This window comes from Rhizobium sp. O111, from assembly GCF_055616315.1.
Map to the genome: position 1 here is coordinate 2,940,615 of NZ_JBSHXL010000001.1, position 25,968 is coordinate 2,966,582.

Below are 25,968 nucleotides of genomic sequence, written 5' to 3' on the forward strand. Positions count from 1 at the left end.
TAACTTCCACCTCTTGCCTCCTACCGTGCAGCCCCCTCATCCGGCTGCCGCCACCTTCTCCCCGTCGGGGAGAAGAGACTCGGGGCGGGCCGCTCGCTCCATCTTCACTTCGCCCCAACGGGGGTCCGAAGGACGGGGCGAGACCAGTGGCTCGACCCCGGTTGGTGCCCGTAGGGCGGATGAGGGGGCCACACGGCACCACGTCGACCACATCAAACATCCCCCCGGAACAAGGACCTAGCACCCCATGCCCTTCGCTTCCGGCGTAACCCTCACCGCCACAGGCGCCACCTTCGTCGTCCGCTCAAGCGAGGCAACAAAACTCCACCTCTGCCTCTTCGACCAGACAGGCCGCGAAACCGACCGCCTGCCGATGACACGAGGCGAAGACGACCTTCACCATCTCTTCGTCGAAGGCATCGCCCCCGGCGCCCGCTACGGCTACCGCGCCGAAGGCACCTACGCCCCCGACGACGGCCTCTGGTTCGACCCCGCCAAACTGCTGGTCGACCCTTACGCGACAGAGCTCGACCGTCCCTTCCGCTACGACCCGCTGCTCTCGAAATTCGGCGCCGACACGCAACACCTCGTTCCCCGCGCGATCGTCACCCGCGACATCGCCGTCAAGCCCGCAGCCCCCGTCTTCCGCCCCGGCGGCTTCATCTACGAAGTCGCGGTCCGCCCCTTCACCATGCGGCACCCGGATGTGCCGGAAGCGGAGCGCGGCACCATCGCGGCCCTTGCCCACCCCTCGGTCATCGCCCACCTGAAGCGCATCGGCGTCGATGCCATCGAGCTGATGCCGATCACCGCCTGGATCGACGAGCGCCACCTCCCCCCGCTCGGCCTCATCAACGGCTGGGGCTACAACCCCGTCGCCTTCATGGCGCTCGACCCGCGCCTCGCCCCCGGCGGTATGACAGAGCTGCGCGACACTGTCGCCAAGCTCCACGAGGAAGGCATCGGCGTCATCCTCGACCTCGTCTTCAACCACACCGGCGAGAGCGACCGCTTCGGCCCGACGCTTTCCATGCGCGGCCTCGACAACCGCGCGCTCCTGCGCCACGTCCCCGGCCAACCCGGCACGCTGGTCAACGACACCGGCACCGGCAACACGGTCGCCTGCGACCACCCCTATGTCCGCCAGCTGATCGTCGACACGCTCCGCCATTTCGTGGCTAACGCCGGCATCGACGGTTTCCGCTTCGACCTCGCGCCGATCATCGGCCGCACCGCGTCAGGCTTCGAGGCACATGGCGAAACGCTGAAGGCGATGCTAGACGACGAGGTTCTGCGCGACCGCATCATGATCGCCGAACCCTGGGACATCGGCCCCGGCGGCTACCAGCTCGGCAACTTCCCCGCCCCCTTCCTCGAATGGAACGACCGCGCCCGCGACGACCTCAGATGCTACTGGCGCGGCGACCACTACAAGACCGGCGCGCTGGCCTCGGCACTGTCAGGCTCTTCCGACATCTTCGCCCGCAACAACGCCACCGCCACCCGCAGCGTCAACTTCCTCGCCGCCCATGACGGCTTCACGCTGCACGACCTCGTCTCCTACGCCGGCAAGCACAACGAGGCGAACGGTGAGGACAATCGCGACGGCCACAACGAGAACCACTCCTGGAACAACGGCACAGAGGGCGAGACCGACGACCCCGCAATCATCGCGCGGCGCCGCGCCGACCTGAAAGCGCTCATCTCCACGCTGTTTGCGACGCGCGGGACGGTGATGCTGACGGCGGGCGACGAGGGCGGCCGCAGCCAGCGCGGCAACAACAACGCCTATTGCCAGGACAACACCATCACCTGGGTCGACTGGGCCTCGCTCGACGAAGAACTGATTGCCCACACCGCCGTCGTCTCAAAGCTACGCAAGCGCTTCAGCGTCTTCTCGCAGTTCTCCTTCTTCAAGGGCGACGGCGACGTCACCTGGATCGCGCCCTTGGGCCAACAGATGAGCGTATCGGATTGGGAGACGCCTGATTTCGCCACCCTCGGCATGATCCTTGAAACCGACGACGCAAACACCGGCAAACAAATCAGCCTGGCCGTGCTCTTCAACCGCGCCCAATCCGAACAGACGTTTTCGCTGCCCGCCGATGCGACATGGCGCCGGGTTGACCAGGATGAAGGCTCCGCGCCGCAAACACAGGCGCGCGTAGCGGCCCGATCCGTTTCTTTCTTCCTGGGAAATTGACGCGCCCGTAAGTTGCATTAATATCCTTATCGTAATCGTCACGAAGCCATTGTAAGTCTTTTCGAAGCAGCTTTTTTCAAGAGGAATTGATGGTCAAGGAAATATCGCTCGCTGATGTCCGCGGGCTGGTCGGCACGGAAACCGGCCTTTCGGACTGGATCGTCGTCGATCAGACGATGATCAATGCCTTCGCCGACGCCACCCACGACCACCAGTTCATCCATGTCGATCCGGTCCGCGCCGCCGACAGCCCCTTCGGCGGCACGATCGCCCATGGTTTCCTGACGCTCTCGCTGCTGTCCGCGATGAACTATAACTGCCTGCCCAAGGTGCGCGAGCAGACCATGGGCATCAATTACGGCTTCGACACCGTCCGCTTCGTCGCCCCGGTCAAATCCGGCGCCCGCATCCGCGGCCGCTTCATCCTCGCCGAAGCCCGCTTCCGCGGCGGCGGAATGCTGATGACCACCTACGATGTCACCATTGAGATAGAAAACGAACGCAAGCCGGCGCTGACGGCACGCTGGACGACCATCATCCAGTTCGACCCGAAGGATCGGCCGGAGGACCACTAGGCGGGGCCAGATATAGCGCGCGGAGGGCGGCGATGAGCTTGGTTGAGAATGAACAGATCAAGCTCCTTGCCAACGCGCTGGACCGGGCATCCACCGCCTGCTTCACGGTCGGCATCGTCACCCCGATCGCCGGCGTGCTTTATGGCATCGGCAACTTTGTCCAGATATACAGCTGGTGGCTTGCCAGCTACTTCGCAGGTTGGCTTTTGCTCGCCGCGATATTACATTCTTTGGCGAGAAGAACGCTAAAGGGGCTCAGACCATGAATACTGGTGCCTTATTGTTCGTATCATTCGGCCTCCCGGCCATTATCGCCATCCTCGCCTATGTCGCGGTTCTTTGGCACGAGCGCGAATGGCGCAAGCAACGCAATCAGCCTGGCGAGTAGACCAGCGACGGAAACCTCACGCGCGACGTCATGCTCGGTCTTGTGCCGAGCATCTGCCTTGGCTCGATCAGCGCTGGACGTGAATTGCGGTGACGCGACGGAGGACTGAGGCCGCAGCCTGCAGAGCCTTGAGCCATGACCGTTGAACCCGCGGAGACGTGCTTAGATCCTCGGGACAAGCCCGAGGAGGACGTCGCGTAGGGGCCAGCGGCTCTACAGCTGTCGGCCTGCCTGCTATCTCGTAGGTTGGCGTTTGCTCGCAGCGACATTATATTCCTTGGCGAGAAAAACGCTGAAAGGGCTCAGACCATGAATACTGGTGCCTTATTCTTCATCTCATTCGGCCTTCCCGCCATCATCGCGGCCCTCGCCTACATCGCCTTCCTGCTGCACGAACGCGAATGGCGCAAGCATCGCGATCAGCCGGGCGAGTAGGCCAGCGACGGCAACCCCACGCGCGACGTCATGCTCGGTCTTGTGCCGAGCATCTGCCTTGGCTCAATCAGCACTGGACGTGAATTGCCGTGACGCGACGGAGGACTGAGGCCGCAGCCCTCACAGCCTTGAGCCATGACCGTTGAACCCTCGGAGACGTGCTTAGATCCTCGGGACAAGCCCGAGGAAGACGTCGCGTAAGGGGCAAGCAAATCGGGGACGGTGCCCTCGCACCGTCCCCGATCGCATAATCACAACACGGCGAAGCTTAATGCCCCGCATCCTCGGCGCCCTCGGCGAGCAGGCCGAAGACGAAGTCCGCAAACGAGCGCCAGCATTCCACCCGGAACGTATCCTCCTCGGTGCGGAAGAGCACGATCTCGGCCTTGCCGAACAGCGTGCGCGAGCAGGCGCCGACGGGGAAGGCTTCGAGCGACAGGTCCTGCGGGCAGCCCGTGGAGATCGTCGTCTCGGCGCCGGGGCCGGAGACGATGATCGCGACGTTGCGGTGCGAGACGTCGGTCGCCGAATGCACGACGCCCACGTCCTTCAACGCGCTCATCATGTCGGCGCCGCTCTCGTCGATGACCAGCCATTCGTCCGGGCCGAGCCAGAGAGCGGCGCGGCCGCCCTTGCGGCCCGAGGCCTTCGACGCGTCGGGAACGGTCACGCCAAGCGCCGACGAGAGAGCCGAAAGCGCTTCCGCCGGTGCGCGCAGCGCAACGCGCGTGGCATTCGGCGCGGGCGTCAGCCGTACGCTGGCGGAGCCGCCCTGCTTGCCCGTGAGAACGGATGTGCGAACTGCCGTATCAGCCATTGATGCGGCCTCCTTCCTTGTCAAAGAACACCATATCCGTCACCTCGACCGCGATCGTCTTGTCTGGCATCGGCACGTAGAGCGTCTCGCCCATGCGCTTGCGGCCACCGGCGACGAGCGCGAACGCGATCGACTTTCCGAGGTTTTCCGACCAGTAGGACGAGGTGACGTGCCCCAGCATCGTCATCGGCTTCGGCTCGTTCGGGTTGGCGACGACCTGCGCGCCCTCTTCGAGCACCAGCGTCGGATCCTTGGTGACAAGGCCGACCAGCTGCTTGCGGCCTTCCTTGACGAGATCCGGCCGCTTCAGGCCGCGAATGCCGACGAAGTCGGTTTTCTTCTTCGAGACCGCCCAGTTCAGGCCGGCATCGTCAGGCGTCACGGTACCATCCGTATCTTGGCCGACGATGATATAGCCCTTCTCGGCGCGAAGAACGTGCATCGTCTCCGTCCCGTAGACGCAGGCGCCAAGCGGCTCGGCGTTCGCCCAGACGGCTTCGAGAACCGACTGGCCGTAATCAGCCGGCACGTTGATTTCAAAGCCGGTTTCGCCGGTAAACGAGACGCGGAAGAGACGCGCCGGAACGCCCATGACCGTGCACTCGGCAACGCTCATATGCGGGAAGGCCTCGTTGGAGATATCGACGCCTTCGACCAGCGGCGCGATGATCTCGCGCGCCTTCGGACCCTGCACGGCGATAACCGCCCACTGCTCGGTCACCGACGTCAGCCACACCTTCAGATGCGGGAACTCGGTCTGCAGATAGTCTTCCATGTGGTTCAACACGCGCGACGCGCCGCCCGTCGTCGTCGTCACGTGGAAACGATCGTCGGCCAGACGCCCGACGACACCGTCGTCATATACGAAGCCGTCGTCGCGGGTCATGATGCCGTAGCGGCACTTGCCCGGCTTCAGCGTATCCCAGGCGTTGGTATACATCAGGTTCATGAACTCGGCGGCGTCAGGCCCGACGACCTCGATCTTGCCGAGCGTCGAGGCATCGAACACGCCGGCCACATCGCGCGCCGTCTTGCATTCGCGCGCGACCGCCTGGTGCATGGTTTCGCCGGCGCGCGGGTAAAACCACGCACGCTTCCAATTGCCGACATCCTCGAATACCGCACCCTGAGCTTCTTCCCACTGGTGCAGCGGTGTCTTGCGCGTCGGGTCGAACAGCTCGCCGCGCGAATGCGCGATCAGCGTGCCGTAGGTCACAGGCGTATAGGGCGCGCGGAAGGTGGTGAGACCGACCTGCGGGATCTCTTTGCCCAGCATCTCGGCGGCGATCGCCAGGCCATGCATGTTGGAGAGCTTGCCCTGGTCGGAAGCCATGCCGTTGGTGGTGAACCGCTTGATGTGCTCGATCGAGTGCATCCCCTCGCGCACGGCAAGGCGGATATCCTTGGCGCAGACGTCGTGCTGGAAATCGATGAACGCCTTGGCGCTGGTCTCCGGACCCGCCCCTTCGGCCGCACCGATCATCCCGCCGGTCCACTGATGCGCCTGCTCGGCCGAGATGCTGATCTTGCCAGCAGACGCCTTGCCGGCGGCCTGCGCCATCAGTTCGCCGGCTGCCAGCGATTCCTCGATGGTGCGCTGCAGGTCGTCGGTGCCGTTGCAGGCGCCGACGGAGAGGCAATCCTGCGCATAGGTACCGGGCAGGAAGCGCTGCGTTTCCGGCTCGAACTTAACCTTGCCGCGCGACTGCGAGAACAGGTGCACCGAAGGCGTCCAGCCCGCCGAAACGAGCAGAGCATCGACCGCGATCTTGCGCGGCGAGCCGCCGCCGTTGCGGGCAACCGTCATCGACGAGATGCGCAGCTTGCCCGAGGTGTTGACGACCGACTGGCCGGCGAGAACATCGATGCCGAGCGAACGGGCCTCGGCCAGAACATCGGCACCCGGTGTCTGCCTGCAATCGACGATCGCCGCGATCTCGACGCCGGCGCGCTTCAGATCGAAGGCTGCCTCATAGGCCGAGTCGTGCGCCGTATAGACGCCGACCTTTTGGCCGACGGCAACGCCGTACTGGTTGAGATACATGCGCGCGGCGGACGCGAGCATGATGCCCGGACGGTCATTGTTCGGGAACACCATGTGGCGCTCGATGGCGCCGTTGGCGAGGATGACGCGCTTGGCGCGCAGCTGCCACAGACGCTCGCGCGGCAGATGGCGGCTCGGGTTGGCGACATGGTCGGTCACGCGCTCGGCGAGGCCGACGAAATTATGGTTGTAATAACCGAAAGCCGTGGCGCGGGTCAGAACCTGCACATTGTCCATCGCCTTCAGAGCCGCAACTGTCTTCTGCGCCCACTCGTAGCCGGAAAGGCCGTCGATCGTCACACCGCTATCGTAGCGCAGCGCGCCGCCGACATCGGCCTGCTCGTCGCAGAGAATGACCTTCGCGCCGGTCTGCGCCGCAGCCAGTGCCGCCGAAAGACCGGCCACGCCGGCACCGACGACAAGCACGTCGCAATGCGCGTAACGGCCGGCATAGTGATCCGGATCGGCTTCCTTCGGCGCAACGCCGAGGCCGGCAGCGCGGCGGATGATCGGCTCGTAGAGGCTCTTCCAGGCGGCCTTCGGCCACATGAAGGTCTTGTAGTAGAAGCCGGCCGCAAAGAACGGCGAAAGCAGGTTGTTGATGCCGCCGACATCGAAGGCGAGCGACGGGAAGCGGTTCTGCGATTCGACGATCATGCCGTCGAACACTTCCTGCACCGTGGCGCGCACGTTCGGCTGCTTGCGGGCGGCGTCGCGCGACACGTCGATCAGCGCGTTCGGCTCCTCGGCACCTGATGACAGGATGCCGCGCGGACGGTGATACTTGAACGAGCGGCCGACCAGATGGATGTTGTTGGCAATCAGCGCCGAGGCGACGGTGTCGCCCTCTAGCGCCGTATAGGTCTTGCCGTCGAAGGTGAAGCGCGCGGTCTTGGCGGGCGTCAGGCGGCCCTTGCCTGAAATGCGGTTCGCAGCACTCATTTCGCTTCTCCTTCGAGCTGCTCATAGGTCTCGACGGGAGCATGGGGCGCAGCCGCGGCACCGATATCGGGCTTCGGCTCGCCGGCCTTGTACGTCATGATGAACTTGTCGCTGATCGTGTCGCGCGCCGCGTTGAAGAAACGGCCGCATCCGTGCTGGTGGCGCCAGCGTTCGAAGATCAGCCCCTTCGGGTTGTCGCGCAGGAAGAAGAACTCTTCGAACTGTTCGTCGGAGATCTCGGCGATATTGGTCGGGCGGGCGATATGCGCATCGCCGGCGCCGCGAAATTCGAGCTCGGAGCGCTCTTCCTGACAGTATGGGCAATAGATAAGAAGCATGATGTCCTCGTGTCAGTGCGCGACGGCTGCTGCGGCGGCTTCGTCGATCAGACGGCCGGTGCGGAAGCGGTCCAGCGTCAGGCCGGCATTGAACTTGTGCGCCTCGTCGCGGGCAATGAGGTGCGCGAAGAGATTGGCCGAGCCCGGCGTCGCCTTGAAGCCGCCGGTGCCCCAGCCGCAGTTGACATAGAGCCCCGGAACCGGTGTCTTCGACTGGATGGCCGAACGATCCGGCGTGTTGTCGACGATACCGCCCCACTGGCGCATCATCTTGACGCGGCGGAACATCGGGAAGAGCTCGCAGATGGCATCGAGCGTATGCGTGATGATCTGCAGGCCGCCGGTCTGGCTGTAGGAATTGTACTGGTCGGTGCCGGCGCCGATGACGAGCTCGCCCTTGTCGGACTGCGAGATATAGGCATGCACCGTGTTGGACATGACCACGCAGGGGAAGATCGGCTTCAAGGGTTCCGATACCAGCGCCTGCAGCGGGCTCGATTGCAGCGGCACGCGCACATCGGCCATCTTCATGACCGTGGTCGTGTGGCCGGCAGCCGAAACGCCGACCTTCTTTGCGCCGATGAAACCGCGCGAGGTCTCGACACCGGTGACGCGACCGTCAGGGCCACGGCGGATGCCGGTCACTTCGCAATTCTGGATGATGTGGACGCCGCGATCGGACGCCGCGCGCGCATAGCCCCAGGCGACCGCATCGTGGCGCGCCGTGCCGCCGCGACGCTGGAGCGCGGCACCGTTGATCGGATAGCGGGCGCTGGCGGAGATATCGAGCGGCGGACAATAAGCCTTGGCCTGCTCCGGCGTCAGCCATTCATTGTCGATGCCGTAGAGACGGTTGGCATGGATATGGCGCTTGAAGGACTGCTGGTCGTGCACATTGTGCGACAGCATCATCACGCCGCGCGGAGAGTACATGACATTGTAGTTGAGATCCTGCGAGAGGTTCTCCCAGAGCTTCATCGAATGCTCGTAGATGTGCATGCTCTCTTCATAGAGATAGTTCGAGCGGATGATGGTCGTGTTGCGGCCGGTATTGCCGCCGCCGAGCCAGCCCTTTTCGAGCACCGCGACATTGGTGATGCCGTGCTCCTTGGCCAGATAATAGGCCGCGCCCAGGCCATGTCCGCCGCCACCGATGATGATGACGTCGTATTCGGCGCGCGGCTCCGGCGAAGTCCATTGCTTGTCCCAGCCCTTGTGCCCCCTGAGAGCCTCACGTGCCACGGCAAAAACCGAATATCTGCGCATCCGCCTTGATCTCCTTGCGGGGAAAATCCCCTGTCGTCGGCCATACAAATCGCAAATCCAAATGCGGCACAACGTTTCTTTTGCGACGCCGGGAGGCTTTTGTTTTGACACGGTGAAAGATTGCGCCGGATGCGGCGGAAGTGAGGCTGCGACATTTCCGCCGGCCGCGCGAAATGGCCTACACGAAATCGCCGGATGAAATCCCAATGTCGTGATCGCGTCCCGCCCGACCTTGATCGGCTTTGAAAACGCGTGCTAGTCGCCCCGCATGGCAAAGCTACTCCCCCAGATAGGCCCCGCCCTATTCAAGCCGGCCCTCGCCCTTATTACGATCTGCGCCCTGTCGACCAACGCGCTGGCGCTCGACAGCAGAACGATCTCCCAGATCAAAAAGCTCATGCCGGTCGATCAGCTCGACCAGCGATGCGACATCGAGGCGATGGATCGTCTTCAGGCCGACAAGGTCATCTCCTACACCTTCTCGCACCCCAAGCGCACGGCGGTGCATGTCGATGCGGATGGCGCGGTATTTCGGCGCAACGGCAACTGGTACCGCCTCTCCTACGCCTGCACCACCAGCCCCGACCACCTCTCAATCGTCGCCTTCACCTTCAAGCGCGGCGCGATCATCGCCCACAAGGACTGGACGCGATACTATCTCTATCCGTAAGCGGCTGGCATCGTTTGCCGTTGCAATCCCCGTCCCCTCGCCTAGCTTCCTTTGCAGATCACGCCGCAGCCAACCGTGCGGCATGACGAGAAACGGAGGCAAGGCATGTGCCGGAATATCAAACCCCTGTTCAATTTCGACCCGCCGGCAACGGACGCGGAAATCCATGATGCGGCGCTTCAGTTCGTGCGCAAGCTGAGCGGCACCAACAAGCCGTCGAAACGTAACGAGGAAGCCTTCGAGGCCGCCGTTTCGTCGATCGCCGCCTGCGCCCGAGAACTGCTGGACACGCTGGAGACCTCGCAGCCGCCGCGCGACCGCGAGGAAGTGGCCGCCAAGGCGCGGGCGAAGTCAGCGCTCCGGTTCGCGTGAAGGAGGCCGGACGCATGGCAGTCAAGCGCATGGACAATGTCGGCATCGTCGTCGACGATCTCGACGAGACGATCGATTTCTTCCGCGAACTCGGCCTCGAACTCGAGGGCCGCACCATGGTCGAAGGCGAGTGGGCCGGGCGCATCACCGGGCTCGGCGATCAGCAAGTCGAGATCGCCATGATGCGCACGCCGGATGGCCACAGCCGCCTCGAACTCTCCCGCTTCATCTCGCCCGAAATCATCGCCGATCACCGCGACGCCCCCGTCAACGCGCTCGGCTATCTCCGCGTCATGTTCGCCGTTGAAGACATCGACGACACGCTCGAACGGCTCGGCAAACGCGGCGCCCGGCTCGAAGGCGAGCTGGTGCAATACAAGGATGCCTATCGGCTCTGCTACATCAGGGGTCCGGGCGGGCTTTTGATCGGCCTTGCGCAGGAACTGGACTGAGGGCATCGATATCGGCGAAGAGCCGTCGCCACACCGCCTCAAGCCGGCCGCTCCCCCTCACTCCCCCGGCGTCCACCGCACGTCCGAGACCTCGCGCGCCACATCCGCAATCAGCGAGCGCAGCCAGCGGTGGGCGGGGTCGTTGCGGTGGCGGACGTGCCAGGCAAGATCGACGGGGAAGCTGCCGAGATCGACGGGCGCCGGCACGATCTTCAGCCTGGGGTCGGCCGCCAGGTGCCGGCAGATCAGCCTCGGCAGCGTCGCGCAATAATCGGTGACCGCGATCATCTCCGGCACGGCCAGGAAATGCGTCACCGACACCGCCACCTCGCGCCGCAGACCCCGCTGCTCGAGCGCCTGGAACAACCCGACGCGCAAGCGGCCATGGGGCACGACATTCACATGTCTCATCCGCTCGTACTGCTCCTTCGACAGGCTATCCGAAATCTCGGGATGATCGGCCCTGATCACGCAGGCGAGCCCCTCATCCATCAGATGCTGCACCACCAGATTGTCCGGCGGCTCGACGATGCGGCCGAGCACCATGGCCGTCGTGCCCGACATGACACCGGTCTCGATGAGGTCGTTGCCATAGGGCGTCAACCGAAGCCTGATCCCCGGCGCCGTCTCGCGTAGCCTGGCGACGATGGCAGGCATCAGCACATATTCGACATAGCTGTTGGGCGCGATGGTGAAGGAGAGATCGGCCTCCGCGGGATCGAACTCCTGCTGCCCGAGCACCGCCCCATCGATCGCCGCCAGCGCGGTCGCGATAACAGGCGCCAGCTCCAGCGCCATCTGCGTCGGCTGCATCCCATAGCGCTCGCGCACGAACAGCGGATCGCGCATGACGACGCGCAGCCGCGCCAGCGCATTGGAGAGCGCCGGCTGGGTGATCCCCAGGCGGTCGGCGGCGCGCGTGACATTGCGCTCCTCCATCAGGGTCACGAAGACAGGCAGCAGGTTAAGGTCGTATCGCATTCAGTTATAATGCAGTATGAATATCTAGGATCAAACAAATAAATTTCTGAAATAGATATCCGAGGCGCATGATCCAATCATCAAAGGCCAGCAGAGTTCAGGCCAAACAAGGAGAACGATCATGAGTGAGAACATCAAGGGTAAAGTCGTACTCATCACCGGTGGCAGCACCGGCCTCGGCGCTGAAACCGCGCGCCATCTGGCAGCCAACGGCGCCCGCGTCGCGATCGCCGCCCGCCGCAAGGACAAGCTCGATGACGTCGTCGCCGAAATCACCAAGGCCGGCGGCGAAGCCCGCGCCTACCAGCTCGACGTCGTCGACAAGAACCAGGTCAAGCAGGTGACCGACGCCGTGATCGCCGATTTCGGCACGCTGGATGTGCTCATCAACAATGCCGGCATCATGCCGATCCGTCCGATGGCCGAGGTCAACACCGAGGAATGGGACGCCATGATCGACGTCAACATCAAGGGCACGCTCTATGGCATCGCGGCAGCCCTCCCCTTCTTCCTGGAAAAGAGCCGTGGCCACATCATCAACCTGAGCTCGGTTGCCGGCATCAAGGTCTTCGCGCCGGGTGGAACCGTCTATTCCGGCACCAAGTTTGCCGTCCGCGCCATCTCCGATGGTCTGCGCCAGGAAGTCGGCTCCAAGGTTCGCGTCACCTCGATCGAGCCCGGCGCCGTCGACAGCGAGCTCAAGCACAACACCACGGGTACCGCGCAATCGAGCGTGCTCGACTTCTACAAGATCGCCATTCCGGCAAGCGCGGTGGCCCGCGCCATCGCCTATGCCATCGCCCAGCCCGACGATGTCGATATCAACGAGATCGTCCTGCGCCCGACGGCCCAGGAATTCTGATCGATATCCATGATGCAGCGGCTCGCCTCTCCGAGAAGAGAGAGGCGAGCCGTTTCCGTTTCTCAATTCGTCAGCCGGCTCGTCGACTTGGTCGCCGCCTCGCCGATCGAGCTGAACGCCGCCGTCAACGCATCCATCGTGTTCGGTTCGTAATAGTTGGCGTCGGTGGAGGCGCAGAATTTCAAGAGCGCCTTGCCCTTGTCCGGCGCCATGAAGGCCACCGTATAGATCTTGATGCCGGCCGCCTTGGCGTTGGTGCATTCGTCGCGCACCGATTGGTCGAGCTTGCTCACCCAACTGCCGGTATCCCCGGTCATGTCGCCATCGGTCATCAAGATGATGATGCGGTCCGAGGTGGTGTTGAGTTTCTTCGCCTGCTCGACGCTTTCCTTGTCCGTGCCATATGAGTTCTGGGCGATATTTGCATTCGCCGTTTTCACAGCCGCCGTCGCGTCGGTGCCGCTATTTCCTACGATTGTGATGTTCTTGACGTGCTCGCGCGCGCCGGTCGTGCCCCAGGCCATCGCCGATTGCCCCTTGATGCTGCTGGTGTAGGAAATTGCGCCGCTTCGCACATAGCGAGGGGTCGGATCGTACTTGTCGAGCGAATCGAACAGCTTGCCCGCGGCACTCTTCAACGCGTCGATCTTGGCATAATAGCCAGGCGGGGTTATGAGGCAGATGCCAAGCAGGCCGAGCGTGCACTTCAAGCCGTTCACATCGTCGGCCATCGAGGTCGATGCATCGATCAAAAGCTCGATCGAAATGCCGTTCTTCGTCGTGCCTGAGCCACTGGTGGTCTTGCTGCCGGCAGACACGGTTTTCGTATTGCCGGCCATAAGCGCGCTCAGCGGCGACAGCGTCACCGGCATCGACGCATTGACAGCAACCACAAAATTCTTGCCGGCTGCGGTGGTCGTCGTCGTGATCGACACCGTGGCCGCTTGCTTGGCGGCCGCCGCAGCCGTGCTGCCAGCAATGCTGGCCACCTGGCCGGACAGGAAATCAAGCCCCAGCGTCTTGCCTGACGTCTCGTCGGCGGTTCCCTTCATAAGCGCGGTCGAGACGGCAAGGGCCGATGCATCCGTCGCTTCCTGCAATTGACGCTGCGACAGGGAAAGGTTGGCGGTATCGACCGCCAGCCCCGCGACGCCGACCAGAATAGGCAGCACGAGCGCGGTGGTGATGCCGAAGTTTCCATCCCGGCGCCTCAGGAGGCGCTTTATCTCTTGAACGTACAGCATGCTCGAAAACGAGCCCGCGGCGCAAAAGTGCCATCGCACGTTGAATCGCACTTAACCGGAGGTAAGCCTACCGAGAAGTCCGGTTCATTTTAGAACAGAGGAATAAACCACAGATCGGCGACACAGACCCAAAGGGGCCAGATGCCGATGTGCACAGTCAACCGATTGTCGGGAGGAACGACGCGTGTCCGATCGGGCGCTCCGAGATCAGGAGGACGCGGTCTTGGACGTTGCCCGCTTTTTCTTGGCGGGTTCGGCCTCAGGCGGGGCCTCGGCAGCGCGTTGCAGGCGGAGAGCCTTGAGCTTCTCCGTCTTCAATTCGCGAGCCGCGGCCTCGGCTGAAATGATCGCACGGGCCGTCGTGTCGGTCACGACAGCCTTATCGCGAGACGAGAGCTTGGCCTGATTGAAGAATTCATTGTCTGAAGTCATCTGCGCTCTCTACATCTAAGCGTTGGGCCAGCCTTTAGCGGGCCGGACGCACGGCCTTCTTCGGTGCAGGAAGCAGGCCTTCGCGCTGCAGCTTCTTGCGGGTCAGCTTGCGCTGGCGGCGAACGGCTTCGGCCTTTTCGCGCACGCGCTTTTCCGACGGCTTTTCATAGGCGCTGCGCGCCTTGAATTCGCGGAAGAGACCTTCGCGCTGCATCTTCTTCTTCAGGACGCGGAGCGCCTGGTCGACATTGTTATCCCTGACGAGAACCTGCAAATTGTATTCCTTTCTTGCGGCAACGAATTGCCGGTTTGTGACGAGCCGAAAACTGTTTCCCGCCCTTGGCGCCATAAGCGAGGCCGGGATGTCTTGACGGCAATCGTCGCGGTTTCGTGTCTGGCATCGAGGATGCCGGCTAAGTGGTGCCGAAATCGCCGCCGGCAATTTCAACAATCGAGACACAGGGCCCCGAAACGGTCTGAACTGCTGCGCCGGAGGATCGAAATCCTGAGGCGATCGGCAAAAAGCCGATCCTCGCAGCGATACCAATGATCACTTCCAATGCGAGGCATTTCCCGACAATTGCGTGCCGGGCATGATCGATTTTGAGAGGAGATCTGACGGAGCGATTGGGCTCTTTGACAAAGGTCACAAGCAATAGTCGATGGCGCAATTATAGTGCAAACGACAGCCGATGCAAGGAACGAACCGGAATTAGCCGCCAAGCCCTGCCGCCACGGGGCTTTCGGGCACCGCACCGGGCACTTGTGGCGCAATGCGAGGGGGAAAATACCTTTTGCGCCAATGCGAGCCTGGATTGCAGGGTTTTTTCGGCTGAAACCCGCTGATCCATATGGACTTCGGCCAAGTGATCTGCTATCCGCACACCAATCGCGAGGCGCTGCCGCGCGGAATGAACATTTTTTGCCTCTGTCATTGGGATGACCCAGGCATCAACCGAACCAAAGGAACGTGATTCTCGTGCAGGTACTCGTCCGCGACAACAATGTTGACCAGGCTCTCCGCGCTCTCAAGAAGAAAATGCAGCGCGAAGGCATTTTCCGCGAAATGAAGATGCGCGACTACTACGAAAAGCCTTCGGAAAAGCGCGCTCGCGAAAAGGCCGAAGCTGTTCGTCGCGTTCGCAAGCTGGCCCGCAAGCGCCTTCAGCGCGAAGGCGGAGTTGCTGCACGCTAAGGCGTTCCCGTCGTTATTTCGACGTTTTCAGATGCATGTTGGCGGGGGCGATCTGGTCGCCACCGCCTTTTTTGTTTGCTGCTTCGCCTGCCCGTCTCAAGACCGGCCGGCCGTAATGGGGAAAACGAGCCCGCATGGCTGATACGATGTTGAATGCCCGATCCTTGCGTTCGTCGACGAAAATGACCGCCCTGCCCGTGCTGGCGCTGGTCGCCGCTCTCGGCCTCGCCGGCTGCACCACGAACAGCACCTCCGATGCCGTCATCCGCATCGACAAGGCCCAGGGCTCGCAGGAAAACATCGCATCGCTGACCTCGGTGATCAACGCCAACCCGCGCGACCCCGAAGGCTACAACGTTCGCGGTTCCGCCTATGGTCGCGGCGGCGACTTCCGCGCGGCGCTGAACGATTTCAACACCGCCCTGCAGATCAATCCGAAATTCTACCAGGCCTACGCCAACCGCGCGCTCGTCTACCGCAACATGGGCCAGCAGCAGCAGGCGATCCAGGATTACAATTCGGCGCTGCAGATCAACCCGAACTACGACGTGGCTCTGATCGGCCGCGGCAACGTCTACCGCACCGCCGGCCAGGACGACGCCGCCTTCAACGATTTCAACAAGGCGATCCAGAACGGCACCACCGACGGCCGCGCCTACCACAATCGCGGCCTGATCTTCCAGAAGCGCAACGACCAGGCCAAGGCGATCGACGATTTCTCCAAGGCGATCTCGCTCTCGCCGAACTCGCCGGAACCCTATAACGGCCGCGGCATCTCCTACATCGCGCTGAATGACGACGACAACGCCTTCGCCGACTTCAACCACGCGATCGAGCTGAACGGCAACATCGCCGAGAGCTGGGCCAACCAGGCACTGGTCTACGAGCGCCGCGGCGACAAGCAGAAAGCCGCCCGCTCCTATCGCCACGCGATCGGCCTCAGCCCGAAATACCAGCCTGCCAAGGACGGCCTCGCGCGCGTCAGCGCCGCCGGCTGATCCAGCCTAATTACGGAGGACGAGGACGACGATGGCTGCCAAACCGCATGTGATCGTCGTCGGCGCCGGCATCATCGGCGCTTCCATCGCCTGGCATCTTGCCCGCGATGGCGCCAAGGTCACCGTCGTCGCCGAGGATAATGGCGGCGTCGCCACCCCCTGTTCCTTCGCATGGATCAACGCCAGCTGGGGCAATCCCGAATTCTACTATCGCTTCCGCCGCCGCTCGATGGCCGAGTGGAAGAGATTGGCCGGAGAACTGCCCGGCCTGCCGCTCGAATGGTGCGGCAGCCTCTCCTGGGACCTGCCGCCGGAGCGGCTGGAAGCCTTCATCGCCGAGCACGGCGCCTGGGGCTACGGCATCGAACGCATCGATGGCGATGCGATCCGTAAGCGCGAGCCTCATCTCGCCAATCATCCCGACCATGCCGTGGTCGTTGCCGAGGAAGGCGCCGTCGAGCCGGTCGCCGCCGCCCGCATGATGCTCGCCGATGCCAAGACGCGCGGCGCAACCGTGATCGACCCCGCCGTGCGCGGGCTGTTGCGCACCGGCGAGCGCATCTCCGGCGTGGTGACGTCTGCGGGCGTGATGGAGGCCGATCATGTCGTGCTCGCCTCCGGCGCCGGCACCGCACCCTTGACCACAAGCATCGGCATCACGCTTCAGATCGAAACGCCCGCCGGCCTCATCGTCCACTCCCGCCCGCATGCAAGGCTATTGAACGGCCTCGTCATGGCGCCCGAGCTGCACATGCGCCAGACCGCTGAAGGCCGCATCATCGCCGGCAGCGATTTCGGCGGCGCGCAGCCGGGCGAGGACCAGCATGCGACGGCGCAAGCCCTGTTCGCCAAGGTGAAGGCAGCACTTGCCGACAGCCAGTCGCTCGCCATGGATTTCTTCACCGTCGGCTACCGCCCGACGCCGAAGGACGGTTTTCCCATGATCGGCAATGTCTGCGACGGCCTCTATATCGCCGTCATGCACTCCGGCGTGACGCTGGCGCCGCTCGCCGGCATGCTCGCCTCCAGCGAGATTTTGCAGGGCGAGAGCGATCCGATGCTCACGCCCTTCCGGCCCACCCGCTTCCTCTGACAGCGCACACAGCACTGACCGACAAATGCCCTCGGCTATGTTTTAGTATGTTGCAAGCGATCCCCCCTGCCCCTAACATGCGACACGTTCGATAGCAGGCTATCGGGAATGTGATAGCGCGTTGAGGGCGGATATCGTGATTGAAGTCTCTGCTGTTACCTGTTGGAAACCTGTGTCCGCGGCCGTTCTCTCATGCGTCAGGCGGTGCCAGTGCCGATGAAGCGTAGCCTGCGTTTCTTCCCCAAGGCTTCGATCGGTACCTACCTGATCGCGATGGCCGTTGCCGTGGCGCTCCCCATTTTCGCGCTGGTGGCACTGCTGCTCGGCCAGCTGGAAGATAGCCAGCGTTCGATCTTGAAGCGCGAGACCGCGCAGGACGCGACAGCCCTTGCCCGCACCGTCGACCGCCAGCTGCAGGACATGGCGACCACGCTGCGGCTGCTCTCGACCTCGCCCGAACTCGAGCACGACGATTTCGCCGCCTTCCATAACCGCACAGAAACCGCGATGCGTGGCGATACGCTCTTCGTGCTGGCGGTGGACAAATCGGGCCAGCTGCTGCTCAACACCCGCGTCGATTACGGCACGCCGCTCGGCAAGGTGGCCAACCTGCCATCCGTCGAATCGGTCATGCGCTCCGGCCGCATCGAGGCATCCGATGTCTTCATGGGCCGCACCAGCGGCGAATGGGTCTACAACGTCGCCATGCCCGTCAAGATCGGCGACGTCGCGGCCCTGATCGTCACACAGAACGCCAAGGACCTCGCCAAGATGGTCTCGACGGAGGGCCTGTCGTCCGACTGGTCGGCCGCGATCCTCGATCAGAGCGGCCATGTTGTCGCCTCGGCCGGCGCCACCAATCTCGCCTTCGGCCAGCCTTTCGATCCCCGCATTCTGCCTCAGCTGGTCAATTCGAGCGGCGTCTACGAGGATAGCGTTATCATGCCGAAAGCCTTGCTCGGCTATGCGCAGATCCCCGGCTGGTCGTGGAAAGCAGTGGTCTGGGGACCGGTCGCCACCGCCCAGGCCTCGATCCTCACGACATGGCGCTTCCTGATCATCGGCGGCATCGCGCTGTTTCTGGTCGCCATCTTCGGCGCCTATATCGTTGCCCGCCAGGTGCGCACCACCATCCGCGCCATCGCCGATATGGCCAACCGCATGGGCGAAGGCCACATCGTCGCGCCGATCGAAACCAGCGTGATCGAGGCAAACCGCGTGGCCGTGGCGCTCTCCAACGCCTCCTTCGACCGCAGCCAGACGGAAGACCGGCTGCATTTCGTCATGAACGAGCTCGTCCACCGCACCAAGAACCTGCTTGCGCTCGCCCAGGCGATGATGCGCCAGATCGCCCGACAGGCGAGCTCGGTCGAGGAATACCAGGCTGCCGTCGCCGATCGCCTCGAGGGGCTGGCGCGCTCGATCCAGCTTCTGACCAGCGAGCAATGGGCCGGCGCATCGCTGCGCCGCGTCATCGATATTCATCTCGAAGCCTTCCCGCACGCCCTGCAGCAGATCGAGGTGACCGGCACCGATTTCATGCTGAAGCCGGAGGCCGTGCAGAACCTCGGCCTCACCCTGCACGAGCTCGCCACCAACTCGATCAAGTACGGCGCGCTCTCCGTCCCCCAGGGCCGCGTCCGGCTCTACTGGCAGAGCATCCAGGAAGACGAGCACACCGAAGAGATGCTGCGCGTGGTCTGGGACGAACGAAACGGCCCGCCTGTCACAGCACCCGAGCGCTCCGGCTTCGGCACGACAGTGATCAAGAACCACGCCGCCGCCGCCTTCAGCGGCAGCGTCCACGTCGACTTCCGCCCGGAAGGCCTGCGCTGGGAACTGACAGCCCCGCGCCGCGTGCTGCAGCGCGACTGAGCCAGTCGTAGCCCCGGCAGCCTCAAAGGCGGATCGGCATGATGTTTCTGATCCGCGCATCGCGCAGATAAAGGCCACCCCACGCCAGCACGCCAAGCATCAGACATATCAGCTGCGGCGGCGAGAATATCTCGCCGAGCCGGAAATGAATGCTGATCGCTCCGCCGAGAAACCCCGTTATCATGACAGCGCCGAGCGCAGCCGTTGCCGGAATGGCGTAAAGCACGACGCAGACGATGATGATAAGCCCGAGCGTGGTCGCGAGTTCAGGCGGAAAGCCCGATGCTGCCATGTCGGTCGCCAGCATCTGCGGCGCAAACAGATTGATGCCGGCATCGGCAAGCAACGCCACGCAAACAAGCGCGCTTAGACCCCACCCAGCAATGACACTGAAGATAGAGACTTCACGATCCATGTGTAAAAGCCATCTGTGACACCCATCAAAAACCGAGTTGCTTTGCAAGAAATGCACTTGGACGATGCCGCAATGATCAATGAAACCGCATGTTGCAATAATTGGCAAGGAAATACACGTTCAAGGGCGGAAACACGTTCCCGCCCTGCTCTCGATACGTCGATCTGATTTGGGTGACTGACTAGCGCAGCAGCACGAGGCCGGCGATGAAGACGATCAGCAGCACCACGATGCCGCCGAGCAGGCCAGCGCCTGCGAAGAAGCCGGCGGTCATGCCGAGCAGCAGCGCAACGAGGAACAGCGTGCCGAACTTCGCGGCCACCAGGAACATGTTGTAGGTCTGCTCGTGCGCTGGATAGTCCATCGGCGCGCCGACTTCGGCGGGTCCGGTATTGTGCTCGGCCATGCTTGTCATCTCCCTGAAACCCCGGCCCGCATCACGATGCGGCCGCATGCCTTTCTCATCCACGCGCTCCCACGCGCGAATGTCCCGCTAGAGGAATTACACAAAGCCTTCAAAAGCGCAATGCATGAGAATGCCGCAGGCGAGCGGCCGTCCCATGCATTGCTGATCGCCGCTCAAAGCGGCAGATCGGTTCCGAGATCGCCCTCGGGCATGAAGCGCGCCGTGGGAATGATATTGAGCGGCGGCATGCCGCCGACGGGATCGCGCGAGAACATCATCCGCTGCTCGCTGGCGCTGGAGATAAAGAACGGGTAGCGCGTCAAAAGCTTGCGCCCGACCTCGATCACATTGGTCGCCATCAGCGTCAGCTCGAAGCCGTAGGTCTCCGTCATTCGGTTGGCGACGACGGTATCGGCGTAAAAGACGCGCTTGTAGAAAGCCGCATGCGCGGGACGCACATGCTGCATCACGCGGTCGGCCCTGAAATGCGCGGCCGCCACGATGTTCGGCCGCAGCGTCAGGTAAGGCAGCCACGGCAACTCGGTGCTGAGCTCCGGATCGGCGGCAAACCGCGCCGGATCGACGAGGCTGAGGCCGGCATCGAGAAACGCATTCATCTCGGCCGGAAAGATCCCGCCCGATTGCGACACGCGATGATCGGGTGTCACGTGGTGAATGCGGATCGTGCTGACCAGTTGCTCGTAATAGTAGAGACCAAACACATAGGCCTGGCTGTCGAAGTCGGCATCGTCGATCATCGACTTGGCCGCGACAGGAAGCACCTCGCGCGCCTTGTAGGCTTTGTAACGCAGCCGCTCGACCTCTTCCATGTCCTCACCGCTCTCAATACGGCGATACTCCACGTGGTCCATTATTTCGAGAATTTTGCTGCTGAAATCACTCGTCTTTAAAGAGTTGTCCACCATTGCATCCCGGCCCAAAAGTTAATGGGCCATTAATCATATGGAACCGCGAGAAGGGCAAGAATTAATTAAAATTTGCCTTAGATTTGAGCTGTTAAGGTTAACGCCAACACGGAAAACACACGCTTATCAGCGTGGTCTTAAACATTCTGACGGGTGGATTTATGCAACTCTCGGGCGTTTGCGCGGCGTCGAGCGGCGGCTCAGGCTCTGCGAGAGGAGCACGATGTTCTGCGACGGAACGGCCGGCGAGAAGACGTAGCCCTGGACGAGATCGGTCGCCCGGTACTTGTTGAGAAGCGCCAGCTGCTCGGTCGTCTCGACACCCTCGGTGACGATCTTCAGGCCGAGTTCGCGCGCTAGGTTGACCGTGCCGCGCAGCAACTTCAGGCGGCGACCATCCTCGACGATGTTGCGCAGGAAGGAGCGGTCGATCTTGACGATATCAAGCGGCAGCGTGTCGAGGTAGCTGAGGCTGGAGAAGCCGGTGCCGAAGTCGTCGATGGCGATCGTGATGCCCGAGGCGCGAAGCTGCGCCAGGATGGCGCGCACGGCGGCCGGCTCGTCGATCAGGCAGCTTTCGGTGATCTCCAGATGCAGCCGCTCCGGCTCCAGGCCGGAATTGTCGAGCGCCTGGGCGACGACCGCCAGGATATCGGCGTCGCGCAGGTCGCGCGCCGAAAGGTTGACGGAGACGGCGACGTGCTCCGGCCAGGTCATGCAGTCGGCGCAGGCCTTCATCAGCACGAAGCGGGTGATCTCGGAGATGATACCCATCTCTTCGGCAAGACGGATGAAGACATCCGGCGGGATCGAGCCCTTCTCCGGGTGCACCCAGCGCGACAGCGCCTCGGCGCATTCGATCCGCGTGCCATCGGCCTTGAACATCGGCTGGTAGGCGACGCTGAGGCCCTGGTTGGCCACGGCTTCGCGCAGATCCGCCTTCAGCTTCTGCTGCTCGATATAGCGGCCATCCATTTCGCGCTCGAAGCCGGCAATGCCGCCGCGCTCCTTGGACTTTGCTTCAGACAGCGCGAGATCGGCCTTGATGCTCCATTCGTCCATGGCGAATGCATCGCTCTCGAGGATAGCGAAGCCGGCCGAAAGCGAGACCAGGAAGGTTACGTCGTCGGCTTCGTAATTGCCCTGGATCGCGGCGTGGACGCGCCGGATCTCGGCGTCGAGCGCCTCGTTGTCCTTGGCATGCGGGAAGAACAGGATGAACTGGTCACCCATCAGACGGCCGACGATGGCCTTGCGCGCCTGCTCCTCGATCCGGTTGGCGATATTGCAGAGCAGATGGTCGCCGGTGATATGACCGCGCATATCGTTGACGTGCTTGAACTCGTCGACATCGAGAACCATGAAGCCGACGGGGCCACGCTTCTTGTGGTGCTTGTTGAGATAATCCTGCACGAGATGGCTGAAATACTCGCGGTTCGGCAGCCCCGTCAGCGCGTCGTAGCGCACCATGTGCAGGATCTTCTGCTCCGCCTTCACGCGGCTCGACACATCCTCGAAAATCAAGACGGCGCCGCCATCGGCGCGGCGGCTGGCGGAGAATTCAAGCGACAAGTCCTCGGGGAAATGAATGAGCGTGCGCGACAGCTTGCCTTCGGCGACATGCGTCATCTGTCTGAGGATGAGCTCCGGCTGCGTCGAATCCATGAAGCTGTAGCGCGCGCCGTAGCGCAGCACCGCACCGAGATCGCGATCCTTCAGCCGGCCGGGATCGCCGATCTTCAGCAGATCGCAAGCCTTGCGGTTGATCACCTGGATGCGGTTTTCCGGATCGACCATGACGAGGCCGTGCGGCATGTTGTTGAGCGCCGTGTCGAAACGATCGGCGATCTGGGTGATCTCGCGGCGGGCAATCACGTTCTCATAGAGAAACTCGCGCACGCCATTGGCCATGGCCCGCGTCGTCAGGCCAAAGGGGATGAGAAACACCGACAGCATGGTGCGATAGAAATCGAGCGCCATCAGGCTGCAGAGGATCATCGGCAGGCAGCAGGCCAGCGTCTGCAGGTCGATCGCCTTCTGCGAACCATAGTTGCGGCCGACGACCGAGACCATGGAAGCCATCGTCACCGCCGTGCAGGCGAGTTCGGCGAAGGGGTCCTGCAGGAAGAAGATCGCGTAGCCGCTGCCGATGCCGAGAATGGCGGCGGTCGAGGCGGCGCCGATCACATAGACCGTTTCCCAATGCTCGATCCGCTCGCGCGAAAGCGTCGACTTGTCCACCTTGTCGAACATGCGAAAGGTGATCATGCGCGCGACAAAGACGATGAGGAAAGCGATGGAGAGAAGGACGTAGAACGGGGAATCGGTCTTGGCGGCAACGGCGAGAAACGCGACGACATGCACGGCCACACCCGCGACGAGCGTCATCCGGTTCCCGAAAAGGGAACTCACGAAAGACAGATATACGTCAGTAGGGACCCTGTTCGGGTTATGTGGCTTCATCCATACTTTCCCTGTGCGGCGAAACATTACCGCCAACCCTTTAAAAATTGATTTCAGGCCACGCACACATTTGGTTGATTTTTCTACAATCTTAGCGAGAGCTATGGCGCGAATCGGCTGTTTTTGCAGCTTCACGGGGATGTTTTACAATAAGGCGGTCCATCCAGAGGTTGTCGCCATCGTCGTCGGCAAGCGCTGCTGGCGGGTCGCCCACGATATAAGACTATAATCCAACATCCGGGCTTTCCGCTTCCAATTTCAAGGTCCGTGATCTACCACTTGAGGTGGGAGAGCATGGGGTAAAACCCATGAAATAGGAGGGGGAAAGGCATGCCGGTTTTTCTAGCCGCCAGCCGGCTGATCGATGCTGTCAGCCAGTTCATGGGCAAGCTGTCCGAATATATGGTGCTGTTCTGTTGCCTGATCAGCGCCGCCAACGCGCTAATCCGCTATACCTTCAACTACAGCTCCAACGGCTGGCTCGAGATCCAATGGTATCTCTTCGCCTTCGTCGTCGTGCTGGGTGCGGCCCATACGCTCAGAATGAACGAACATGTCCGCGTCGACCTGATCTACGGCTCGGTGTCGGACCGGGCGCGTCTGTGGATCGACACGATCGGCCTGATCGTCTTCCTGCTTCCGGCCTGCATCTTCCTCACCTGGCTCTGCTGGCCCTTCTTCTGGCTCTCCTATGTCCAGCACGAGGTCTCCTCCAATGCCGGCGGCCTGATCCGCTGGCCGGTCAAGCTCATCCTGGTCGCCGGCTTCGGCCTTTTGACGCTGCAGGGTCTCTCCGAGCTGATCAAGCGCATCGCCGCGCTGACGGGTCATTTGGTCGTCGAGACCAAATACGAAAAGCCGCTGCAGTAACCGCGACCGGGAGGAAAGCCATTGTTCGATTTCGGCATCATTCCGCCGGCCATGTTCGTGGGCATGGTCCTGTTCATGCTCTATGGTTTCCCGGTGGCCTTTTCGCTGGCGGCCGTCGGCCTGTTCTTCGGCATCATCGGCGTCGCCACCGGTCATTTCAGCGAGGCCTTCCTGCAGGCGCTCCCATTGCGCTTCTTCGGCATCGTCTCCAACGATCTCCTGCTCGCCATCCCCTTCTTCACCTTCATGGGCGCCATATTGGAGCGCTGCGGCCTGGCGGAAGATCTGCTGGAGGGCATGGGCAAGCTCTTCGGCCGCATCCCCGGTGGCCTTGCCTATGCGGTCATCCTCGTCGGCGCGGTGCTCGGCGCCATCACCGGAACGGTCGCGGCCTCCGTCATCACCATGGGCGTCATCTCGCTGCCCATCATGCTGCGCTACGGCTATAGCCCGCGGCTCGCCACCGGCGTGATTGCAGCATCCGGCACCATCACCCAGGTCATCCCGCCCTCGCTCGTCCTCGTCGTCCTCGCCGACCAGCTCGGCAAGTCCGTGGGCGACATGTATCTCGGCGCTATCGGCCCCTCGATCCTGCAGGTGGCGATCTTCATGATCTACATCCTGATCCTGTCGATCGTAAAACCCGCCTCCGTGCCGCCGCTACCCAAGGAGGTGCGCGGCGATTTCACCTGGGCGCTGCTCTTCAAGGTGCTCTCGGGCATGGTGCCCTCGATCGTGCTGATCTTCCTCGTGCTCGGGACCATCTTCATGGGGCTCGCGACCCCCACCGAAGCCGGCGCGCTCGGCGTCGTCGGCGCCATGGCGCTCGCCGCCATGCACCGCCGCCTGACCTGGCCGCTGATGCAGGAGGCGATGCGCTCCACCATGCACATCACGTCCATGGTGGTGATGATCCTGATCGGCTCCACCTGCTTCAGCCTCGTCTTTCAGGGCATGGACGGCTCGCGCTGGATCGAGCACATGCTCTCGGGCATCCCCGGCGGGCCCGTGGGCTTCCTGATCTTCGTCAACATCTTCATCTTCGTGCTGGCCTTCTTCCTCGATTTCTTCGAGATCGCCTTCATCGTCATCCCGATGCTGGCCCCTGTTGCCTCCGCGCTCGGCATCGACCTGATCTGGTTCGGCGTTCTGATCTGCGTCAACATGCAGACGAGCTTCATGCACCCGCCCTTCGGCTTCGCGCTCTTCTATCTCCGCTCGATCGCCGACCGCAGCGTCAAGACCTCCGACATCTACATGGGCGCCCTGCCCTGGGTCGGCATGCAGCTCATCCTCGTCGCCATCGTGATCTTCTGGCCGCAATCGGTGACCTACTGGCTGAAGAAGGGGCCGGAGGTGGATCTGAACACGATCAAGATCGAGGTCCCCGGCTTTGGCGGCAACGGGCTTGGCACCCCACCCGGGATGCCTGGTTTGTCGCTGCCGCCGATGAACGGATTGCCGGGGCAACCGCCGGCGCAGCCGAAGCCCGCGCAGCCGGATCTGAGCCAGCCGCCGGTGATCAAGTAGGGATTTTAGTTGGATAATGATTTTGGATAGGTGGGAGCACGGAACCCCCTCATCCGCCTGCCGGCACCTTCTCCCCGCTGGGGAGAAGAGACTCGTGGTGGGCCGCTCGCGCCGATCTCCCCTTCTCCCCAGCGGGAGCCGTTGCAAAATCTCACCGTTGTGATTCTCTGTCTTAG

27 protein-coding genes are annotated in these 25,968 nt (G+C 62.6%); 14 read left to right on the plus strand and 13 right to left on the minus strand.

All coding sequences use genetic code 11. The features are described from left to right. Positions 1-247 precede the first annotated feature (247 nt). The 4 genes from glgX (at position 248) to ACVTFQ_RS14815 (ending at position 3,601) form a co-directional block, all read left to right on the plus strand. Positions 248-2,203 (plus strand): glycogen debranching protein GlgX, encoded by a 1,956-nt coding sequence (gene glgX / locus ACVTFQ_RS14800; protein ID WP_111563429.1) that lies wholly within the window; start codon positions 248-250, stop codon positions 2,201-2,203. 89 nt (positions 2,204-2,292) lie between these two features. Beyond that, positions 2,293-2,778: a MaoC family dehydratase gene (locus tag ACVTFQ_RS14805; protein ID WP_111563430.1), complete on the plus strand. Its 486-nt coding sequence runs from the start codon at positions 2,293-2,295 to the stop codon at positions 2,776-2,778. Positions 2,779-2,810: 32 nt separating this feature from the next. Further along, positions 2,811-3,044 (plus strand): hypothetical protein, encoded by a 234-nt coding sequence (locus ACVTFQ_RS14810; protein WP_111563431.1) that lies wholly within the window; start codon positions 2,811-2,813, stop codon positions 3,042-3,044. Positions 3,045-3,475: 431 nt separating this feature from the next. Continuing rightward, the gene (locus ACVTFQ_RS14815) at positions 3,476-3,601 is read left to right on the plus strand and encodes a hypothetical protein (RefSeq protein ID WP_289729715.1); all 126 of its coding nucleotides are present in this window, start codon (positions 3,476-3,478) and stop codon (positions 3,599-3,601) included. A 268-nt stretch (positions 3,602-3,869) separates the two neighbouring features. Here the strand turns inward: ACVTFQ_RS14815 and ACVTFQ_RS14820 are convergent, their stop codons facing one another. From ACVTFQ_RS14820 to ACVTFQ_RS14835, 4 genes are read right to left on the minus strand one after another with little or no spacing between them, the layout of a single operon-like run. Further along, positions 3,870-4,418 (minus strand): sarcosine oxidase subunit gamma, encoded by a 549-nt coding sequence (locus tag ACVTFQ_RS14820; RefSeq protein WP_111563432.1) that lies wholly within the window; start codon positions 4,416-4,418, stop codon positions 3,870-3,872. Further along, entirely contained in the window at positions 4,411-7,404 is a 2,994-nt protein-coding gene (locus tag ACVTFQ_RS14825; protein ID WP_111563433.1) for a sarcosine oxidase subunit alpha, read from the minus strand. The genes ACVTFQ_RS14820 and ACVTFQ_RS14825 overlap by 8 nt, the downstream gene beginning before the upstream one ends. Next, positions 7,401-7,742 carry a sarcosine oxidase subunit delta gene (locus ACVTFQ_RS14830; RefSeq protein ID WP_016557053.1) on the minus strand — a complete coding sequence of 114 codons (342 nt, stop codon included), beginning with the start codon at positions 7,740-7,742 and terminating at the stop codon, positions 7,401-7,403. Before ACVTFQ_RS14830 ends, ACVTFQ_RS14825 begins: the two co-directional genes overlap by 4 nt. 12 nt (positions 7,743-7,754) lie before the next feature. Continuing rightward, complete coding sequence (locus tag ACVTFQ_RS14835; RefSeq protein WP_016557052.1) at positions 7,755-9,008, minus strand: sarcosine oxidase subunit beta family protein; 1,254 nt, start codon at positions 9,006-9,008, stop codon at positions 7,755-7,757. Between the two features lie 268 nt (positions 9,009-9,276). On the opposite strand from ACVTFQ_RS14835, the gene ACVTFQ_RS14840 reads away from it, so the two are divergent. The 3 genes from ACVTFQ_RS14840 (at position 9,277) to ACVTFQ_RS14850 (ending at position 10,502) form a co-directional block, all read left to right on the plus strand. Then, entirely contained in the window at positions 9,277-9,678 is a 402-nt protein-coding gene (locus ACVTFQ_RS14840; RefSeq protein ID WP_111563434.1) for a DUF930 domain-containing protein, read from the plus strand. A 105-nt stretch (positions 9,679-9,783) separates the two neighbouring features. Further along, a complete protein-coding gene (locus ACVTFQ_RS14845) occupies positions 9,784-10,050 on the plus strand; it encodes a DUF2277 domain-containing protein (RefSeq protein WP_047509622.1) in 267 nt (88 codons plus the stop codon). A 14-nt stretch (positions 10,051-10,064) separates the two neighbouring features. Continuing rightward, the gene (locus ACVTFQ_RS14850) at positions 10,065-10,502 is read left to right on the plus strand and encodes a VOC family protein (RefSeq protein ID WP_111563435.1); all 438 of its coding nucleotides are present in this window, start codon (positions 10,065-10,067) and stop codon (positions 10,500-10,502) included. A gap of 57 nt (positions 10,503-10,559) precedes the next feature. Here ACVTFQ_RS14850 and ACVTFQ_RS14855 read toward each other — a convergent pair whose 3' ends face one another. Then, entirely contained in the window at positions 10,560-11,483 is a 924-nt protein-coding gene (locus ACVTFQ_RS14855) for a LysR family transcriptional regulator (protein WP_111563436.1), read from the minus strand. 121 nt (positions 11,484-11,604) lie between these two features. Between ACVTFQ_RS14855 and ACVTFQ_RS14860 the strand changes: the two genes are divergently transcribed. Beyond that, positions 11,605-12,345, plus strand: a complete 741-nt coding sequence (locus ACVTFQ_RS14860) for an SDR family oxidoreductase (RefSeq protein WP_047509626.1) — start codon at positions 11,605-11,607, stop codon at positions 12,343-12,345. A 62-nt stretch (positions 12,346-12,407) separates the two neighbouring features. On the opposite strand, the gene ACVTFQ_RS14865 is transcribed toward ACVTFQ_RS14860, so the two are convergent. The 4 genes from ACVTFQ_RS14865 to ACVTFQ_RS14880 all read right to left on the minus strand — a co-directional run bounded on the left by ACVTFQ_RS14865 (position 12,408) and on the right by ACVTFQ_RS14880 (position 14,581). Next, entirely contained in the window at positions 12,408-13,589 is a 1,182-nt protein-coding gene (locus tag ACVTFQ_RS14865; protein WP_111563437.1) for a vWA domain-containing protein, read from the minus strand. Between the two features lie 207 nt (positions 13,590-13,796). Continuing rightward, a complete protein-coding gene (locus tag ACVTFQ_RS14870) occupies positions 13,797-14,021 on the minus strand; it encodes a hypothetical protein (RefSeq protein WP_111563438.1) in 225 nt (74 codons plus the stop codon). Positions 14,022-14,055: 34 nt separating this feature from the next. Further along, positions 14,056-14,295, minus strand: coding sequence for a 30S ribosomal protein S21 (gene rpsU, locus ACVTFQ_RS14875; RefSeq protein ID WP_018899825.1), 240 nt, complete (start codon positions 14,293-14,295; stop codon positions 14,056-14,058). Positions 14,296-14,434: 139 nt separating this feature from the next. After that, positions 14,435-14,581, minus strand: coding sequence for a hypothetical protein (locus ACVTFQ_RS14880; protein ID WP_162724658.1), 147 nt, complete (start codon positions 14,579-14,581; stop codon positions 14,435-14,437). A gap of 419 nt (positions 14,582-15,000) precedes the next feature. On the opposite strand from ACVTFQ_RS14880, the gene rpsU (ACVTFQ_RS14885) reads away from it, so the two are divergent. The 4 genes from rpsU (ACVTFQ_RS14885) (at position 15,001) to ACVTFQ_RS14900 (ending at position 19,182) form a co-directional block, all read left to right on the plus strand. Continuing rightward, positions 15,001-15,216, plus strand: coding sequence for a 30S ribosomal protein S21 (rpsU, locus tag ACVTFQ_RS14885; RefSeq protein WP_018899827.1), 216 nt, complete (start codon positions 15,001-15,003; stop codon positions 15,214-15,216). Between the two features lie 134 nt (positions 15,217-15,350). Beyond that, the gene (locus tag ACVTFQ_RS14890; protein ID WP_018899828.1) at positions 15,351-16,214 is read left to right on the plus strand and encodes a tetratricopeptide repeat protein; all 864 of its coding nucleotides are present in this window, start codon (positions 15,351-15,353) and stop codon (positions 16,212-16,214) included. 31 nt (positions 16,215-16,245) lie between these two features. After that, the gene (locus ACVTFQ_RS14895) at positions 16,246-17,307 is read left to right on the plus strand and encodes an NAD(P)/FAD-dependent oxidoreductase (protein WP_111563439.1); all 1,062 of its coding nucleotides are present in this window, start codon (positions 16,246-16,248) and stop codon (positions 17,305-17,307) included. 216 nt (positions 17,308-17,523) lie between these two features. Beyond that, complete coding sequence (locus tag ACVTFQ_RS14900) at positions 17,524-19,182, plus strand: sensor histidine kinase (protein WP_111563454.1); 1,659 nt, start codon at positions 17,524-17,526, stop codon at positions 19,180-19,182. A 22-nt stretch (positions 19,183-19,204) separates the two neighbouring features. Here the strand turns inward: ACVTFQ_RS14900 and ACVTFQ_RS14905 are convergent, their stop codons facing one another. The 4 genes from ACVTFQ_RS14905 to ACVTFQ_RS14920 form a co-directional block, all read right to left on the minus strand. Further along, the gene (locus tag ACVTFQ_RS14905) at positions 19,205-19,597 is read right to left on the minus strand and encodes a DoxX family protein (RefSeq protein ID WP_111563440.1); all 393 of its coding nucleotides are present in this window, start codon (positions 19,595-19,597) and stop codon (positions 19,205-19,207) included. Between the two features lie 181 nt (positions 19,598-19,778). Further along, entirely contained in the window at positions 19,779-20,003 is a 225-nt protein-coding gene (locus ACVTFQ_RS14910) for an aa3-type cytochrome c oxidase subunit IV (protein ID WP_047509634.1), read from the minus strand. 173 nt (positions 20,004-20,176) lie between these two features. Further along, on the minus strand, positions 20,177-20,929 hold the full coding sequence (locus ACVTFQ_RS14915; RefSeq protein ID WP_111563441.1) for an N-acyl amino acid synthase FeeM domain-containing protein: 753 nt from the start codon (positions 20,927-20,929) through the stop codon (positions 20,177-20,179). Positions 20,930-21,088: 159 nt separating this feature from the next. Next, the gene (locus ACVTFQ_RS14920; RefSeq protein ID WP_470423906.1) at positions 21,089-23,392 is read right to left on the minus strand and encodes a putative bifunctional diguanylate cyclase/phosphodiesterase; all 2,304 of its coding nucleotides are present in this window, start codon (positions 23,390-23,392) and stop codon (positions 21,089-21,091) included. Between the two features lie 330 nt (positions 23,393-23,722). Between ACVTFQ_RS14920 and ACVTFQ_RS14925 the strand changes: the two genes are divergently transcribed. Beyond that, on the plus strand, positions 23,723-24,262 hold the full coding sequence (locus ACVTFQ_RS14925) for a TRAP transporter small permease subunit (protein WP_018899834.1): 540 nt from the start codon (positions 23,723-23,725) through the stop codon (positions 24,260-24,262). A 21-nt stretch (positions 24,263-24,283) separates the two neighbouring features. After that, positions 24,284-25,792 carry a TRAP transporter large permease gene (locus ACVTFQ_RS14930; protein WP_111563442.1) on the plus strand — a complete coding sequence of 503 codons (1,509 nt, stop codon included), beginning with the start codon at positions 24,284-24,286 and terminating at the stop codon, positions 25,790-25,792. Positions 25,793-25,968 lie beyond the last annotated feature (176 nt).